This is a genomic window from Lysinibacillus sp. NPDC097868 (assembly GCF_044761135.1).
Classification (GTDB): domain Bacteria; phylum Bacillota; class Bacilli; order Bacillales_A; family Planococcaceae; genus Lysinibacillus.
In genome coordinates this window covers 2,495,792-2,513,575 of the sequence record NZ_JBIWBS010000001.1, presented here as the reverse complement: position 1 = coordinate 2,513,575, position 17,784 = coordinate 2,495,792, and the positions used below count along the sequence as shown (strand labels likewise).

Below are 17,784 nucleotides of genomic sequence, written 5' to 3'. Positions count from 1 at the left end.
CAACATATTGATAATAAATAATATCCAAAAATACTAGAGCGGTACTAGCATCTTAGCTAAAAATGATTTACAGTATGAAGTGGTGTTAGTAGACTCGTATATTCGTTTTACGATATGGTTTGATTTAGTTGAATCAAAATAAAACAAAGAGCGGGCATCTATTTGGTGCACGTTTTTTTCATTTATTGAGTGCCTTTTTCTGACTATCATAAAAGTACACATTACTGTAACATAGCACCTTTATAATAATGGTTATAGATTTGAAAGGGGCTTTCACATTGGAATGAAGAGTTTTAAAAGGATTGTAAAAATAGTATTATTACTGATGGTATTAATAGGTTTATTTATAGGGTACGCTTTTAAAGTTGAACCAACTAGGCTTGTCATTCATTCGTATGATTTAAATGAGGACAAAGGTGAATCAGTCAAAGTAGTTCAACTATCTGATATTCAAGTTAGTGAAACTTACACAATAAAACAATTAAATCGTTTGGTAGACAAGATTAATAAATTATCACCGGATATTATAGTTTTTACAGGCGATTTATTCGAAAATTTTTCTACGTTTCAACAGAAACAACAAGTAACTGAAAATTTATCTAAGCTTAAAGCTACTGTCGGGAAATATGCAGTTTGGGGAAATCGCGATTATGGTGGTGGTGCTTTTAAAATATATGAAGATTTATTAACGAATTCAGGTTTTACTTTATTAAAAAATAGTGGAGTAAATATCACTGTATTAAATGATAAGAAGCTATTTATCGGAGGATTGGACGATGGTTTGCTTGGAAATCCAGATGTAGACCAATTGTTATCGCAAATGGATGATAGTTTTGATTATGAAATTGTACTTATGCATGAACCAGATATGGCAGACCTTTTAAAAGATACCTCTATTAATTTGCTGTTAGCTGGGCATAGTCATGGAGGACAAATAAAAATTCCATTTATGAAAACAATGACTACTGCCTTAGCTGAAAAATATAGTGATGGATTTTATACTATTAATAAAAGCAATGGGATGCAGCTTTATGTAAATACCGGAATAGGGACATCTAGAATTCCAGCTCGTTTTATGGTCCCGCCTGAAATCTCCGTTTTTAATATTCATTTGTAAGATTATATATAAGTTGTCGTGAATAATCTTATAGTTATATACTTTAATAAACTGATTATATAGGGAGTTGAAAGAATGTTGGCACGATCTAAAGTATTGTATTTTGTCTTTAGCCTGATGGCACTAGCTTTTGTTCTGACAGGTTGTGGAACATCAAAAGAGGATAAGACAGCGGAAGAAAAAGTAGATTATGCATCTGCAGTGAAAGAAAATCCAATTGTGACAATTACGATGAATGACGATAAAAAAATTGTTATTGAACTAGAGCCTAAAGTAGCGCCGAATACAGTTGCTAATTTTATTTCCTTAGTAAAAGATGGTTTTTATGATGGGCTTATTTTTCATCGTGTAATTCCTGGCTTTATGGTTCAAGGAGGAGATCCTGCTGGCAATGGATCAGGTGGACCGGCGTATTCGATTAACGGTGAGTTTACAAAAAATGGATTTGAAAATAATTTAAAACATGAACGTGGTGTGATATCAATGGCACGGACGAATGACAATCCAAATTCTGCAGGATCACAATTTTTTATTATGGTAGAAGAATCGTCCCATCTTGATGGAGATTATGCTGCATTTGGAAAAGTTATCGAGGGTATGGAAACGGTAGATGAGATTGTTGCAGTTAATCGCGATGCTACAGATAAGCCGTTAGAAGATCAAATTATGAAAAAAGTCGAAGTGGATACAAAGGGCTTTGACTACCCCGCACCAGTAGTACAAAAATAGTATAAGTGATACTACTTAAATTAAAAGGCACGTTGATTGACCGCAGGGATGCGGCTGGGCAACGTGCCTTTTATTTGGAGGAACAAAGATAATTTTGCCCCTCATTTTTTATTTCAGTAGTTCTAAAACACCTTTATTAGAAGGAAAGTATCAGAAAGGGGCGTTTTGGAGGAATCGTTATTATAAAGAAGATGGTACATACTCTTTTTGCATCGAAATAAGCCAAATAAAATCATCTTCAGCTATCATTTGAATGTCGTGGCCAAGCTGAATTAACTGCTCAGCCTTTAAATGTTTTGTGCTTTTTTCTCGTCGATTCTTGCCAAGAATAAGGAAATCAGTCTCTTTTGTCACGGCCCCTTGCATTAAAGCGCCACAAGCTCGTGCCTTTTTTGCAGCTTCAGAACGTGTCATTGTGGAGAGGGCTCCTGTAAAGACGATTTGTTTATTATAAAATGGATGCATTAAACGTTCGGATGGATTGGATAGGTAAATAACTTCTGAATTGTCTTGATTTGTGTTCATGTTGTCGGTCTCCTAAGAGGTTGATTTTAAAGGAGTGTAATATCTTGCTTTAAATTTAGACTTACTCTTCTGATATTTTTAAAATAGTACTTTGTCGTAAATATGTAATGTTGTATTGTATGGATAATTGTTGTAAAAAGCAAAGAAGCGCCGGTATTTGACCAGTGATAAGCAATTTCTCATATTTTTGCTTTTCATCTAATGTAGCAACTTTACGGAAATAACCCCACATATGCTGGCACGCATTGCGCATGCTGCCGTCAGTAGGAGTTTGTTGTAATGCTGCTTCGATTAATTGTTCAATTTGTTTATGGGGCAGTAAATCGCGCATTGCCAGCCGAAGCTGATTGTAATGCTTATGGCTATGAAACATGACACGATATTTTTCTTCTCGCCATAATTTTTCTGTTTGTTGACGTTTCATACAATCACCTTCCCATAACAATTTATTATAGTATAAACATCATACATGTTGAGTAACGACATTGCTATGATATTTGAACTTAACAAATAAATAAAACTGTATGCTGGGAAATATGACATGGTCTTGAGTAATTTTTAAAACGCGTGCTGGATTTCCTTCGTTGGTAGCGTAATAAGTGGGGATGTATGACAGTTATGATTGAATTACATATAGCAAATTGGTATATTAATGTATAAATAATAAATCGATGATGTGATCAAGTAAATAAGTATTGTGAAACAGAAAATATAGCCTAGGCTGAAAGCTATATCACCTCTTCTTATTGAACCCTACCACGGAGATGTCAGTTAACAACTAACCGAGTCGTTTCGTTACAAACGTTTAGAGGACTTAATTTTTTATTAAGTCGAACTAAGGTGGTACCACGTCAATTAGCGTAAAGACGTCCTTTATTAGGATGCTTTATGCTTTTTTTATTATTTAAAACATAGGAGGAAAAGAAGATGGCTCAAAAAATAAACGATTTTTCAAAATGGTATGTGGATACGATTCAAAAAGCGGATTTAATGGATTATACGCCAGTTCGTGGCTGTATTGCCTTTAAACCAGACGGCTATGAATTATGGGAGCACATTCAAGCGGAGATGGATAAGCGGTTTAAGGAAACAGGTCACCGCAATGCTTACTTCCCGATGTTAATACCAGAATCATTTTTTCAAAAGGAAAAAGATCATATTGAAGGATTTTCACCAGAGCTTCCATGGGTCACAGAAGCGGCGGGTGAGAAGTTAGAGGAGCGCTTAGCATTACGTCCAACTTCTGAAACAATGATTGGACATTTATATTCAAATTGGATTAAAAGTTATCGTGATCTTCCAGTTTTAATTAATCAATGGGCAAATGTATTCCGTTGGGAGAAGAAAACGCTACCGTTTATCCGTACTTCTGAATTTTTATGGCAAGAAGGTCATACTGCCCATGTCGATGAAGAAGATGCACGTAAAGAAACAATGCAAATGTTAGCAATTTACAAAGAAGTGGTAGAAGGATTGCTAGCGATTCCAGTATATGATGGACAAAAGACACCATCTGAACGTTTTGCTGGAGCGGTTGATACATTTTCTATTGAAGCCATGATGAAGGATGGAAAAGCTGTACAAGCAGGTACATCCCACTACTTAGGTACAAAATTTGCTGAAGCATTTGATATAAAATATTTAAATAAAGAAAATAAACATGTTTATGTGCATACAACTTCTTGGGGTACATCGACACGATTAATCGGTTCTGTTATCATGGTGCATGGCGATGAGCAAGGTCTTGTTTTACCACCAAAGATTGCACCGACTCAAGTTGTGTTAATCCCTGTTGGACCATGGAAAAAGAACCCTGCTATTATCGAGAAATTAGATGAAATCTTTGCAGCATTAAAAGCAAAAGGAATTCGTGTTCGCCTTGATGACTCGGATCAATCACCAGGCTATAAATTTAATGAGTGGGAGTTAAAAGGTGTACCGGTACGTATTGAGTTGGGACCACGTGATTTAGAGAATCAACAAGGTTTAATGAAAGCCCGTGATGAAGATGAAAAAGTTTCTGTATCTTTAGAAACAATTGTTGAAAGCATTGAAACAGAACTTGAAACGATGCAAACACGTCTTTTCGAAAAAGCAAAAGCTTTCCGTGCGAATAACTCGCATACACATATTGATTCAATGGAGCAGTTACAACAACATTTAACTCAAGCTGAACAGAATGAAACAATACCAGGTTGGATTTTAGCAGGTTGGTGTGGAGACGATGCATGTGAAGAAAAGGTAAAAGAAGAGACAAAATTCACAACACGTAATATTCCATTTAACCCACCAGTTACAAAGGATAGTTGCATTCATTGTGGGAAAGAAGCAAAACATACAGTTTGGTTTGCACGTGCTTACTAATTTATGACTAAGTACAAATATAAAGCGTTTCAACAATTTTGTTGAAACGCTTTATTAATGACTTTATACTCATATTCTACGACTCTAAAAAATTAAATATTACTAATATAGATTTTAGGAAAGAAATTGTAATAATAATACATAATTTTCATTATGAATTGGTTTAAAAGTGTTAATAGTTTAAATTATGTATATATTTACATTTTAAGGATACATGATATACTAGTTAGTAATAGGAAAAGTAAAACCATCATAAGTCATCGTTGGCATTTAGCAGAACGTTAATAAAGGGTGGATACTGCAGACACTTTATTTTTATACCTCTAGTCTTGTATAGAGAGTATGATACATATGTTAGTCCAATGTAATGAATGTTTAGTACGTTTCAAAGTTATTTTAGTAAGCGCTTTCATAGGTGCGAGGTTAAATTGTATTTGATATACCAGAGTCGAACACCCAAATATTGCGCATTGTTAACAGTCCATTTTAATCGTTAGAAAGCTGTAAGATGATTTCTCAATAAAATAAATAATTGGTAGGGTGAATGATGGAGGGAATTAAGCAATCATTAAAGATAATTGCAGGTAATTATCAACTATCAGATGAGTTTAATCGCTGTTTAAACGACTTATTAGATCAACATGAAGGTGGTGATTTTAGTGGTTTAAGTAAATTGCATTTTCAAATGAATGGTGGCACATTAACGAAATCTATTGAAGACGTTTTTAATCTTCTAGAATTATGGATTCTTTTTACGGATATCGTTGATGATATTGAAGACGGTGATGAATCAAAGTGGGGAATAGATGGGAACATTTTGCTGAATGCTTCTACAGCTTTAGTTAGTATCGTATTGTTGGAGCTAGAAAAGCTAGAGATACCTTTTAAAAGTGAGGTTACCCGCTTATTTTGCCATTACTTACTACAAGCAGTTGACGGACAGCATCATGACTTAATGAACAAGATAACATCTGAAGAAATGTATATAGATGTTGTTAAAAAGAAATCAGGTTCATTAATAGCACTTTCATCAACGCTTGGAGCAGTGTTAGCGACTGGAAAGTATACAACAAAGCTTGAAATGAGTGGGCACTATATCGCAATTGTCGCTCAACTAAAAAATGATTATAACGACTTATTAAATTTACAAAGAGATTTACAAGTTAAAAAAAGAACCTTGCCATTACTATATTTATTACAATTCGAGGATTCGGCATTTGACGAATTGCGATTGTATTATAGACAGCAGGGCAATGCAACTACGAAGATTTGTATTACTAAACAGCAGATTGTAGATTCTGGATTACACGTTTACGTGCATCTAATGCAATCTAAATATCTTAATCTTGCACTAGACTTATTAAAAGAAGTATATCCAACAAAAAATGTTGAAATATTCAAACAATATATTTAGATGGGGTGAAGGACATGTTAGAAATTACTCAATATCTTCAAAAAAACAGAAACATTTTAGACCTTTTAAAAGAGAATAAAGTATCGCTTTTAAATATCAATGAATTTGAAAAAAATTTAATTTTAGAGTCTTTTGAACAAGGCGAAAAGAAAGTATTAAAAAATAATCTTTCTGCTTACTGGCGCGCGTAATTATTACCACTAAGGTCATTTGTAGACTTTCCATTGTGGTTAATAGTCCTGTCATTAGGAGTACTTGTTTAAGCGCAAATAGGGAGGATTTTACAAATTAGTGACGTAAACAATAAGCTTAGAATTAGAGGGGATGAAGCTATGTATCAATAGTTCATCTCCTTTTTTATTACATAACACACATTCTCGAAACAAATACAAATAGGCTATCTTAAGAAATAGACAGCCTATTTGTATTCACAGTACTTCTGCAAAGCAGACAAGTGGCCAAGCGGAAATTCATTACCTTATTAAATAACTTCTACCACCGTCATTTTCCCAACGGTCAATATCCCTTCCATCTTCGTCCCACACATCGGGTCTTTCTCTGTAAGACATTTTACATCACCCTTTATTCATTAGTTCATTTCTATATTATGTAATGTTGTAAAATTTAGTTCATAGAAAAGGTTGTAATCGCCCGTAAGTCCGCGTGAATCGCCGATTAACTGGTTCCAATCGCCGATAAAACTGTAACTATCGTTAATAGAAATTGAAACGACAATTTTATTAGGAAGAAATCATAAATTCCTCTTTGTAAAGCTATATTTTTGCATATGTGCCAAGTTGTAAGGCGCATATACTGTAGTGAGGAAGGGGGGAGGTGAGTAAATATGAGAATTAACTGGAAGGTTCGATTCATGCATAAGCCGTTTGTATTAGCGTTGTTTTCCATGCTGCTACTACTCGCTCAGCAAGTGGGAGCTTTGTTCGGCTTTGATTTAACGAGCGGAATGAGCGAGCAACTAACGTCCATTTTGAATACAGTGTTATCGATTCTTGTATTAATGGGGGTTGTTGTTGATCCGACTACAAGTGGCACCAGTGATAGTGAACGTGCTTTAATGTATCGTAGACCAAGATAAACATTTTATTACATTTAAAAAAGTGTAATTTTACAATAGAATGAATATGATATAATGTAAGAAAATTCTAATAGCTAGGGGGATGATTAATTGTCGCTTGAAATGGAGCAGCGAATCGCTAAGCTTGAAAAGGAAATGGAAGAGTTACGACAGGAGATGGATGTATTAAAGCAACAACAGTCACAACCAAACACAACTATAAAAAATGTTAACCGATCCATCACTGTACAACCTGCATTACCAACACCAACACAAAAACCAACACCAACACCAACACCAACACAAAAATCAACACCGAAAACTAATGCTCAGCCACAGCGTTCATTTGAGGAGCAAATTATGTGGGCGCTCCCGAAAGTATTTATGGTCATTTTAGTGTTGGGAGTGTTATGGGGTCTAAAGCTTGTTAGTGATTATGGCTACTTATCGAACGAGGTGAAAATCATCCTCGCTTACTTATTATCAATCGCATTAGGGGCTATCGCTTATGTTTTAGAACATAAAAAGCTGGCATCACCAGCTGTAACCATTTCCTTATACGGTGGGGCATTTATCGTAGGGATTTTAACAACTGCGGCTGGTGCTATTCTATACGAGGTATTAGGCTTAACTTTAGCACTGTTCATTGCCTTTGGGTTTATTGTCTATGGTATAGCCATAAGTTATTTAAAGAAAAATGAGGTTCTTACTTTATTTGTTGCCTTTACCTCGTTGTTACTACCTTATTTACTTGAGTACATGGATTTTAGCGCGTTCATTATATTAATTTTTGTGATCGTCCTGTTTACGATGCTGCAATTCGTTATTCTTCAACATAAACAAAAAATTGCGCTCTATGTCACAACCTTTTTCTCTATTATGGCAATAAGTATTGTAGCGTTTATGAATAGTGACAATCGAGTTATTTTTGCAATAGGACTACTCATTACACTTGCAATCTTTTACACGAGTTGGTGTCGCTTGTATAATGCTGAATCTAAATGGAAGCATTTTCATGCTGGACTACAATTTAGTTTAGGGATCTTTAGTTTACTACTTATGAACCTAGTAAGTAGTCGGCTTGAATATAATGAGGTACTACTGCTTGGACAATGTATTTTGTTTGTAACTGTAGCGGGTTATAGCTATAAGCAAAAATGGCAGGAGGCATTTGATAGTGCTGTAACGCTCGCATTTATTACACTTTGTAATACGGTATTAATTATGAATATACCAGAAAAGGTTGATGATTTACTTTTACCATTCATGACATTTGCAGGTGTTATGATGAGCTTACGATTACGAGCAAGTTTAATGAAGGTCGTCAGTTCATTAGGGTTTTCAATTGCACTTATTTTAAGCTTTATCGTACATGAGCCGACCCCATTTTTTAGTATAGGACATATTAGCTTAATATTGCCTGGCGTATACTTGTTAATTATTTATATATATACAATACGTCAGAAGGAAACATTGAATGCTTTTGAGAAGATTATGAAGGATTTATATGTGACTGATATTTTAGCTGTTATTACAGCTGGATACTTCCTTGCTTATATTGCTAAGCTTGATAGTGTTTATGTTACAAGTGCTAGCAATTTCCCACATTTGATGAGTATCGGCATAGTGATATTGTTTATGGGCTCGATGTTGCTACCTGAAAAATATAAAGGCCGTGCATTAACGCCAGTTGCCGGTGTGTTTTTCCTTCTTGTTACGTTCATGCTTAGTGTAATCCCATATAATATACAAGGGATTGAGTGGCTAAATATTGGTACTAGATTAGTCTATATTGCAGTATTTGTAGCTATCATCCTCGATTTACTGATGAGGGGGCGCATTTATCAAATTTATCAAAAACATATGACGAAATTTTTAGATCCAATTGTCAGCGCAAGCGTGGTATTCACGATGATTGCACTATGTGGTCTAGTGTCACAGCTAGCTTATAATAATCTACTGGATTGGAAACTTAGTATTGCATTCACGACAATCACACTATTCTTGTCGGCAAGTCTGTCACTATGGCTCGGCTCAGTAAGACACTTACGAATACTTCGGCTTTCTGGCTTTGCCATACTAGCCATCGCATTTGTAAAGCTAATATTCTTCGACTTATCGGCACTCGATTTATTAATAAGAGCAGTACTTTTCATTGCAATTGGTGGAATTGGCATGCTGCTGTCGGGGCGGTTGTTGCGGAAATAACGAAAAATCACAGGCTAACATGTAATGTTTGCCTGTGATTTATTTTTGAAATAATAATAGCTTAGAAATTTTCTAGTATCATAGGTTCGGTTGTGGTAGTTATTTTGATTGTATTTTGATCCCGTGTTTCGATAAACTTTTTAATCATTTCAAAATCATAATTTACACGTAATCTAGATTCAGAAGTTAAATCCCCTGTATTTGCTTTTCCTCTTAATGCGGTTAGGACAATTCTATTTGCAGAAATTCCCCCATTTATTTTAATATTAGAACCAAAACCATACATTAAAAAATGACCTTTCGTATAGAAGAAACCATCAATATTACTGTAATTATTAATAGCTGTTTCGGAAGAAATATTTGAAATATTTATAAAGTCATTTGCAAAGAAGAAATTGGTACCTCCGTTGTAACCATTAATAACACTGGATGTAATATCAATATCTTTTAAAGAGTAAAAAGTGGCATCGCCATATAATTTAGCACCTTTAATATCAATATAACCTTCTACATAGTATTTCCCTTGTAAAGTAATATCGTAATAATTACTTTGATTATTTTCTAAAGTATCGGTTCCTGCATAAGGACCAATTAATAAATTCCCTTTAATATAATATGAATCTTTTTTATTACCATAGGAAGTATTTTTATTTTTTTCACCCTTTATAGTAATAGTATTACAGGCATCAGAATTTTTATCACAGCTTTTTAATAGTGTTTTCCCGCTTGGGTTCACTTCCTCTTTAATATTTATTGTATCTTGCAACACATTTTGAACAATCACTCTAGGTTTGTTCTTCTCACTAAGATTATAGTCTTTAAATAATTTTTGAAGTTTGCTTTGTTCATTGGCATCCATTTCATTCACTTTAAATAAAGTATAGTTATTACTTAAATAGCTCAAAGATGGGGCTTTTATAAAACTATCAAATGAAGGACCAGTTATATTTTTTTTCATTTCAATAATATTTTTTTTAGGATTAACAATAATCTTTGGAAATGAATTTCCTTCAGCAGCAGTAAGTTTTGCAAACGTACTATCCTTCCAAGTTGGACTATTTAAATAGCCACTAAAAGCTGATTTATATAAGTAAATATCTCCATCAGCTTTTATATCACCTAGCACATCAATACCACCAAATAAAAATAGATTCCCTCCATTTCCTTTTTCATCTGCATTTGTTGAGATGGCATAGTTAAGTTGCTCTGGTACTGAACTAGAGCCAACTACAATTTTTGCATAACTAATATTATGTTGATTTGATTTATTTGTAATTCCTTCACTTTTCACAGTAATTATTCGTTTTAAACGATCTTCTTGTTTATCAGAAAATTTTTCGCTTTTTTGAATACATATTTTCGTATTTCCTAATTTCCCTTTAATATTGATGGTTTTTGGGCATAGATAGTTGGATTTACTAGAATCCTCGAGCGAGTCTTTAAGGATTTGTTCAAACTCTAAAATAGTTACACCGGTAGTCCCGATTTTTTGTTTAAAATATGTGTCGATTTCAGCTTGGATATAGTCTATGCCTTTAGTAGATAAATCTTGGGCAAGAACGACCTCTTCTCTTTTATGATTTTTAGTGTAGCCACTAGTTGTGATTATTTGCAAACTTATACCTAAAATAGAGACGATAATAATCAAGCAAAAAACAATATATAACGCGTATCCATTTTGATTACTAAGTAGTTTTCTCATTGGCGCACTCCTTGTACTAATTTTTTATATCCGGAATACTTTGTATTTGGTTTTCAAAATAATATACTTTTGAAAACTTTTTATTATCGTATTGTAGCGCTAACTTTATATGGTAACTTACTTTCTTATTTGTACTAGTGCTGCTCTTTATAAATGAATCTTTGTGGATCGTTATATAGGGATTGGAAACAAGGTACTCTTGATTTTTTATGCTCAATTTCATAATTGTGCTTCCATCAACAGTAGCGGGAGTAAAGCCTGTAATTAAACAATTATTTTTGTATTCGACTGATGTTGGCTTTGAGCATGATGATTCAAGTATTGAAGTATAGATTAAATATTTTTTGTTAATGTCATCAAACTCAGTTTTTCGTACTTCGTTTTCTTTTAATGTATAAAAGTTTTTGACAAGATTACTCATGATTAAATCAGCTTCGTCTCGAATGTTGTTTTCTATTATTATCTTTTTTTGGGTGTTTATACTATTAGTGAGAAATGAGAAAGAAAATATGGCAATAGTGACCGTCAATACTAGAGTTACTAAAACTTCTATTAAAGTTAAACCGCATTCATCAAGTTTATTTTTTTTCAATTTGAACATACCCCTCTGTGGTGCTTGAGATTATTCTATTATTTATTTTTTTACTAGAAGTTACTGTTACAACTATATTTATTTTATTTTGATTAATTTCAGTTGTAATTGCATTGGAAATTACATTTGTGTTTGACGGTTTAATGCTAACTGTATAGGTAGGAGATTTAGGATTGTCTATAATTTTTACTGTTTTCGGGTAATCTTTAAAATAATCTTCTATGTTAGTAATTTTTTTTTCTTCAAGCCCTGTAGCCTTTAACCTTTCTAAATAAGCATCTGCTAAATTAATAACCACTAACTTTTCATTATTAATATTTGCTGTACTATTTGCCTGAACAAAAATTTGAGCAAAGCTTAATAAAATAATAGATATTAATACGATAGATGCCACAACTTCTAATAAAGAAAATCCTCGCTGTGATTTTATTCTTTTCATATACTCACCTCGATTATAGAGTGCTTTATCCAAAAATTCCGTTATGTTACAGATTGATAGGTAGTTTTCAGCCTAATTATATAGGTTAAAAAACACATTTACAATATAATGAAATGAATGAAATTACACACTTTATGTATATATTGTACGAAAATGTGACAAATTTTAGGTTAAAAGATATATTCAAACGAGTTCGTTTTGTAGTATTATAAAAATATAGATATATAGTAATGATTTTAAATAATATAATAGACATTGATTTTTTCAATAAATTAGTAAAGGTCGTGAGGCTATGAAATTATATTTGAAGTTGGGTGCGATTATCGTAGGTTTAGTTGTGCTGTTAGCTATATGGCTTCCGAATCTAATCATAGATCGTGCGCTAGCAAAAGGCGATGGCTCCACAATTGGGGGCGTTTTAGTAAAAAATCTTGAAGAGGATGCAATAGAGGTAGCTTTACAAGAAGCTATTCGTGTTTGGCAGGATACGCCGATTACTGTTGAAGGTGCAGGTGTAACAACATCACTTGATCCAAAATTGTTAGTATTTGACGTCGCAAGTTCGGTGGCTGAATATCGCAATTTAACGGATAAGCCTTGGTTTGCCTTCTGGGAAGGAAAACGAACAGTTCATCTTCCTTTACAAGTCATAGGGGACGAGCAGCTGACAAAGCAGCTTGAATCTATGGGGGTATGGGAGGCAGAAACTACATTGAATGAAGTAATAGCGCAAGCATCTTACTTAAATAAACATAGCATTGAAGCAACCGTTGCAGATACGACTTCTATGGAAGCAGAGCGATTAGCACTATCAATCGAGCATATACCGACGAATGCAAAAGGTGTTTTAGCCCTAGTAAATATGTTAAATGACTACATTATTGCTCCAAATGAGCCGTTCTCCTTGTTAAGCGTTCTAGGAGAAAAGGCAGAGGAAGCCAATGGTGAAGGGTTAAATTTTGTAACTTCTTTAATTTATCATACTGTACTGCAAACAGAATTTGAGATTTTAGAGCGCCATGCACAAGATAAAAAAATTGAGTATTTACAACAAGGTTTGGATGCAGCAGTCAATCGTGCATTAAATAAAGATTTGCAATTTATCAATTATGCCAATCAACCGAGTAAGTTAAAACTAATGATTGAAAACGACTCATTAAAAGTAGAATTATTAGCTCAAAACAAAGAAAAAGAGATTTCCGTTCGTGTAAGTAAAGATAAAATCGTCCAACCGCGCATCATTACTCGCTATTCAAAAGATTTAGCCATTGGGAAAGAAGAGATTATACAAAATGGACAAGAAGGTGTGCGAGTAGAAGTGTACCGATCGATAGTGGAAAACGGCAGTACTAGAGAAGAATTGGTGAGCCGTGATTACTACGCACCAATCAATCGAATTGTCGTTCAATCTTCAAGACAGCCTACAGTTAGTGATGGAACAGGAAATACTTCAAATGATGCAGATTTACAGGTTGATTTAGATGGGGACGGATTAGCTGATTCACCAGAACAACCTTCAAAAAATCCAACTACCAATAGTAACACTTCGAATACAAGTGGAACTTCAAACACAACACCGTCGAATGATCCGGAAATTGTTTATGGTTACTACGATAAAGGCGGTAATTTTGTACAAACAAGTCCGTAATGAGAGGAGCATATGCAAATGGCTGTAAGAACTGGACGGAAGCGTTTAGGGGATTTACTTGTTGAATCGGGAGTTATTACGAATGAGCAGCTAGAGTATGCTCTTACGACTAAAACAAAGGAAGAAAAGTTAGGGGATTTTCTAATTAAAGAAAATATTTTAACAGAGCAACAATTAATCGAGGTGCTGGAGTTTCAATTAGGCATACCACATATTCATTTAAATCAATACTCAATAAGCCCGGATTTACTTCAACTCGTTCCTGCGGAGCTTGCAAAACGTGCAAATATTATTCCGATTCGACGTGAGAAAAACAAGCTATTTATCGCGATGGCGGACCCGATGGATTATTTCGCAATCGAAGAAGTCCGCATGGCGACAGGCTGCCAAATCGAAACAAGTATAGCCGCAAAAGATGATTTATATCGAACACTTACGAAATATTATGATTTACAAGAATCAATGGAAGCGGCATTGCAAGATATTGGGGCGACTGCTGGAGAAACACAAGTAGAAATCGAACGTGAAGATTCACCGATTGTGCGTCTCGTTAATCAAATTATTGCGAACGGTGTTGCGCAGCGTGCGAGTGATATTCACTTTGACCCACAAGAAACGGATTTGCGGGTTCGATATCGTGTAGATGGTGTGCTAAGAACTGAACGCTCTTTGCCTAAGCATATGCAAAGTATAGTACTCGCTCGTATTAAAATTATGGGCAACTTAAATATTACAGAAAATCGTATTCCACAAGATGGACGTATTAAAACTAATGTCAATTTCAAGCCAGTTGATATTCGACTTTCTACGCTACCAACTGTTTATGGAGAAAAAGTTGTAATGCGTATTTTGGATTTAAGCAACGTTGCAAATACAATAGATCAGCTTGGCTTTACAGAGCGTAATGAAGCATTTTTCCGTAAAATGATTGCGCATCCTAATGGCATTATGCTCATTACTGGTCCTACTGGTTCAGGTAAGTCCTCTACATTGTATGCGGCTTTAAGTAACTTGAATGAAGAAGGCGTCAATATTATTACAGTAGAAGATCCTGTGGAATATCAGCTCGATGGTATTAACCAAATTCAAGTGAAAGAAGAAGTTGGGTTAACATTTGCAACTGGATTACGTTCTATTTTGCGACAAGACCCAGATATAGTAATGATTGGTGAAATAAGAGATTTGGATACTGCGCAAATTGCTGTGCGTGCTTCCTTAACAGGGCATTTAGTGTTAAGTACATTGCATACAAATAGTGCGATGGAATCTATTTCTCGTTTGCAGGACATGGGGGTAGAGCCATTTTTACTATCTTCTTCATTAGTAGGTATTATGGCACAACGATTAGTGCGTAAAGTATGTCGAGATTGTGGAGAAACCTATGCATTTACGAATCACGAACTAGAAATCATGCAGAAAAACGGCATTGAAGGGGTAACACATGGCAGACGTGGAAGGGGCTGTCCTTCATGCAATCAAACGGGGTATCGAGGGCGTATGGCCATCCATGAAATTTTACCAATCGATCGGACGATTAAAGATATGATTTTAAATCGTAGTGGAGATAGTGCTATTCGCGACTATATGAAACAAGAAGGCTATTACACGTTACTAGTAGATGGATTGTTAAAAGTTGTCGAAGGACAAACGACTACTTCAGAAGTATTACGTGTAGCAAATGTAGACTAGGATGTGAACCGTATGATGACAACATCGAGAAATATAGAAGAGCTTTTGACACGTTCATTTGAGGAAAAGGCGTCAGACTTACATTTAACAAAGGGGATTCCTCCTGTATATCGCATCCATGGTCAGCTGGAGCATTACGGGACTGAACCACTTACTTCAGAAGAATTACAAACGATGGTGGAAGCTATTTTACCTGCACATAAAATTCAAGAATTTCAGGATAAAGGTGAAACGGATTTTAACTATTCATTGCCCGGGAAATGTCGTTTTCGTGTAAACGCCTATCACCAGCGAAATGAGATGACAATCGCGGCACGTTTAATTGAAGCAAAAATACCGTCCATTGAATCGTTAAATATGCCTCAGGTGTTGTATCAGCTAGCTGAAAAACCACAAGGACTTATTTTAGTAACAGGCCCAACAGGTTCTGGGAAATCGACGACACTAGCTGCGATGATTGACTATATTAATGAAACAAAATCAAAGCATATTATTACACTTGAAGACCCAATAGAGTATTTACATACACATAAAAAGTCGGTCATTAACCAACGCGAAGTAGGTGTAGATACTCAAAGTTTTGCCAACGGTTTACGTGCAGCACTACGTCAGGACCCTGACATGATATTAGTCGGTGAGATGCGTGACTATGAAACGATTTCAACAGCCATTACAGCGGCAGAAACAGGTCACTTAGTGATGGCGACATTGCATACAAGTAGTGCGCCAACAACGATTGACCGTATTATTGATGTCTTTCCACCACATCAGCAAGGACAAATTCGTGTGCAGTTAGCCAATGTATTAGTAGGTATTATTTCACAGCGTTTATTTATACGAAAAGATGCAAAGGGGCGTATAGCAGCAACTGAAATTTTAGTACAGGCACCGTCCATTGCTAATTTAATCAGAAATGAAAAGGTCCACCAAATCCCAAGTGTGATGCAGACAAGCCGTGCGCTCGGTATGCACACATTGGAAACCTCCATGCAGCAGTTAATTGCAATGGGGAAAATTTCGTTGGAGGATGCAAGGCCATATATGAATGCGGGTGAGTATCAGTGACCGTTTTTCGCTACAGCGGACGTACTAAAACTGGTACACAAAAAAAAGGAATTATTGATGCAGTCAATAAAAAGGCGGCACTCGAAAAATTACGCACGCAAGGCATTAATGCGCGAGAACTGGAAGAGTCGAAAAGTCTTTTGCATAAAGAATTAAACCTCGGCGGCAAAGTGAAACATCAGGATTTCGTTATTTATTGCCGTCAATATGCAACGCTCATCCGTGCAGGGGTGTCAATTGTTGAAGCGACACATATTTTAGGTGTGCAAACGAAAAGTAAGGCGCTAAAAAAGGCTTTGGAGCAAGTTGAAGAGGACATCCGTAGCGGTACTTCATTTTCAGATGCCGCGGCAAAGCATCCAAAAGTTTTTCCAGTGATGTTCGTTAATATGATGCGTTCTGGAGAGGCAACGGGTAATGTAGATGACACTTTAGAGCGGCTAGCAGGTACGTTAGAAAAGCAATTTAAAATTAAGAAAAAAGTGCAATCGGCATTAACTTATCCTGCTATTTTGTCGGTGCTGACAATTGCGGTAGGTATGTTTTTAATGATTTTTATCGTCCCAACATTTATGGCAACTTTTGAGGACATGGATTTAGAAATGCCACTATTAACGGTTATTGTTGTCAGCTTGTCAGATTGGTTAGTTGAATTTTGGTATATAGTGATTGGCATTTTATTGTTAGCAGTCATCCTATTTAGGTATTTTTATAGCCATAATAAGCTCTTTCATTACAATGTGAATTATGTCTTATTACGAGTCCCTGTATTTGGCGTTTTAATGCAAAAAAATGTCATTGCTCGGATGACGAGAACATTATCTTCTTTGTTTAGTAGTGCAGTGCCCATATTACATGCATTAACGATTGTGGAAAAAGTTGTAGGCAACCCAGTAGTAGGGAAGGTTGTTTTGGAGGCACGGGATAATCTTGAAAAGGGTGGTACATTATCGGAGCCATTAGAAAAAAGCTGGCTATTTCCGCCGTTAGTAACGCAAATGACAACGATTGGCGAAACAACAGGTTCACTCGATTATATGTTAGAAAAAATAGCCGATTTCTATGAGGATGAAGTCGATCGCTCGGTCGATACATTAAAATCGCTAATCGAACCATTAATGATACTCGTTTTAGCTGGGGTAGTAGGCGTTATCGTAGCAGCAATATTCCTACCGATGTTCGCACTCTATGAAAGTATGTAAACAATTGATGACTTA

The 17,784-nt window shown here is 35.3% G+C and carries 16 protein-coding genes and 1 other annotated feature; of the genes, 11 read left to right on the top strand and 5 right to left on the bottom strand.

All coding sequences use genetic code 11. The features are described from left to right. Positions 1-283: 283 nt before the first annotated feature. Positions 284-1,117 carry a metallophosphoesterase gene (locus ACIQXJ_RS12505; protein WP_403053975.1) on the top strand — a complete coding sequence of 278 codons (834 nt, stop codon included), beginning with the start codon at positions 284-286 and terminating at the stop codon, positions 1,115-1,117. Positions 1,118-1,192: 75 nt separating this feature from the next. Further along, positions 1,193-1,846, top strand: coding sequence for a peptidylprolyl isomerase (locus tag ACIQXJ_RS12500; RefSeq protein ID WP_403053972.1), 654 nt, complete (start codon positions 1,193-1,195; stop codon positions 1,844-1,846). A gap of 180 nt (positions 1,847-2,026) precedes the next feature. On the opposite strand, the gene ACIQXJ_RS12495 is transcribed toward ACIQXJ_RS12500, so the two are convergent. Further along, positions 2,027-2,371 carry a BRCT domain-containing protein gene (locus tag ACIQXJ_RS12495; RefSeq protein WP_403053969.1) on the bottom strand — a complete coding sequence of 115 codons (345 nt, stop codon included), beginning with the start codon at positions 2,369-2,371 and terminating at the stop codon, positions 2,027-2,029. Positions 2,372-2,432: 61 nt separating this feature from the next. Beyond that, positions 2,433-2,795 (bottom strand): YbgA family protein, encoded by a 363-nt coding sequence (locus tag ACIQXJ_RS12490; protein WP_403053966.1) that lies wholly within the window; start codon positions 2,793-2,795, stop codon positions 2,433-2,435. 238 nt (positions 2,796-3,033) lie between these two features. Then, positions 3,034-3,248: a binding site (T-box leader), on the top strand. Between the two features lie 50 nt (positions 3,249-3,298). Between ACIQXJ_RS12490 and proS the strand changes: the two genes are divergently transcribed. The 5 genes from proS (at position 3,299) to ACIQXJ_RS12465 (ending at position 9,432) form a co-directional block, all read left to right on the top strand. Continuing rightward, on the top strand, positions 3,299-4,735 hold the full coding sequence (proS, locus tag ACIQXJ_RS12485) for a proline--tRNA ligase (protein ID WP_403053963.1): 1,437 nt from the start codon (positions 3,299-3,301) through the stop codon (positions 4,733-4,735). 544 nt (positions 4,736-5,279) lie between these two features. Then, complete coding sequence (locus ACIQXJ_RS12480; RefSeq protein ID WP_403053960.1) at positions 5,280-6,149, top strand: polyprenyl synthetase family protein; 870 nt, start codon at positions 5,280-5,282, stop codon at positions 6,147-6,149. A 14-nt stretch (positions 6,150-6,163) separates the two neighbouring features. Next, positions 6,164-6,340, top strand: a complete 177-nt coding sequence (locus tag ACIQXJ_RS12475) for a hypothetical protein (RefSeq protein WP_401008817.1) — start codon at positions 6,164-6,166, stop codon at positions 6,338-6,340. A 653-nt stretch (positions 6,341-6,993) separates the two neighbouring features. Next, positions 6,994-7,245, top strand: coding sequence for a phage holin (locus tag ACIQXJ_RS12470; RefSeq protein WP_173478208.1), 252 nt, complete (start codon positions 6,994-6,996; stop codon positions 7,243-7,245). Between the two features lie 90 nt (positions 7,246-7,335). Further along, complete coding sequence (locus ACIQXJ_RS12465; RefSeq protein ID WP_403053957.1) at positions 7,336-9,432, top strand: DUF2339 domain-containing protein; 2,097 nt, start codon at positions 7,336-7,338, stop codon at positions 9,430-9,432. A 61-nt stretch (positions 9,433-9,493) separates the two neighbouring features. On the opposite strand, the gene ACIQXJ_RS12460 is transcribed toward ACIQXJ_RS12465, so the two are convergent. Genes ACIQXJ_RS12460 through ACIQXJ_RS12450 form a run of 3 tightly spaced genes read right to left on the bottom strand, consistent with a single transcriptional unit; the run spans position 9,494 to position 12,165 of the window. Beyond that, entirely contained in the window at positions 9,494-11,134 is a 1,641-nt protein-coding gene (locus ACIQXJ_RS12460; protein ID WP_403053954.1) for a hypothetical protein, read from the bottom strand. A gap of 16 nt (positions 11,135-11,150) precedes the next feature. Next, on the bottom strand, positions 11,151-11,726 hold the full coding sequence (locus ACIQXJ_RS12455; protein WP_403053951.1) for a hypothetical protein: 576 nt from the start codon (positions 11,724-11,726) through the stop codon (positions 11,151-11,153). Then, positions 11,713-12,165, bottom strand: a complete 453-nt coding sequence (locus ACIQXJ_RS12450) for a type IV pilus modification PilV family protein (RefSeq protein WP_403053948.1) — start codon at positions 12,163-12,165, stop codon at positions 11,713-11,715. The genes ACIQXJ_RS12455 and ACIQXJ_RS12450 overlap by 14 nt, the downstream gene beginning before the upstream one ends. A 292-nt stretch (positions 12,166-12,457) precedes the next feature. On the opposite strand from ACIQXJ_RS12450, the gene ACIQXJ_RS12445 reads away from it, so the two are divergent. From ACIQXJ_RS12445 to ACIQXJ_RS12430, 4 genes are read left to right on the top strand one after another with little or no spacing between them, the layout of a single operon-like run. Continuing rightward, positions 12,458-13,813, top strand: coding sequence for a VanW family protein (locus ACIQXJ_RS12445; protein ID WP_403053945.1), 1,356 nt, complete (start codon positions 12,458-12,460; stop codon positions 13,811-13,813). Positions 13,814-13,831: 18 nt separating this feature from the next. Then, positions 13,832-15,502 carry a GspE/PulE family protein gene (locus ACIQXJ_RS12440; RefSeq protein ID WP_403053942.1) on the top strand — a complete coding sequence of 557 codons (1,671 nt, stop codon included), beginning with the start codon at positions 13,832-13,834 and terminating at the stop codon, positions 15,500-15,502. A gap of 12 nt (positions 15,503-15,514) precedes the next feature. After that, positions 15,515-16,567, top strand: a complete 1,053-nt coding sequence (locus tag ACIQXJ_RS12435; protein ID WP_403053940.1) for a type IV pilus twitching motility protein PilT — start codon at positions 15,515-15,517, stop codon at positions 16,565-16,567. Next, positions 16,564-17,769, top strand: a complete 1,206-nt coding sequence (locus ACIQXJ_RS12430) for a type II secretion system F family protein (RefSeq protein ID WP_403053937.1) — start codon at positions 16,564-16,566, stop codon at positions 17,767-17,769. The genes ACIQXJ_RS12435 and ACIQXJ_RS12430 overlap by 4 nt, the downstream gene beginning before the upstream one ends. The last annotated feature ends 15 nt before the right edge of the window (positions 17,770-17,784 follow it).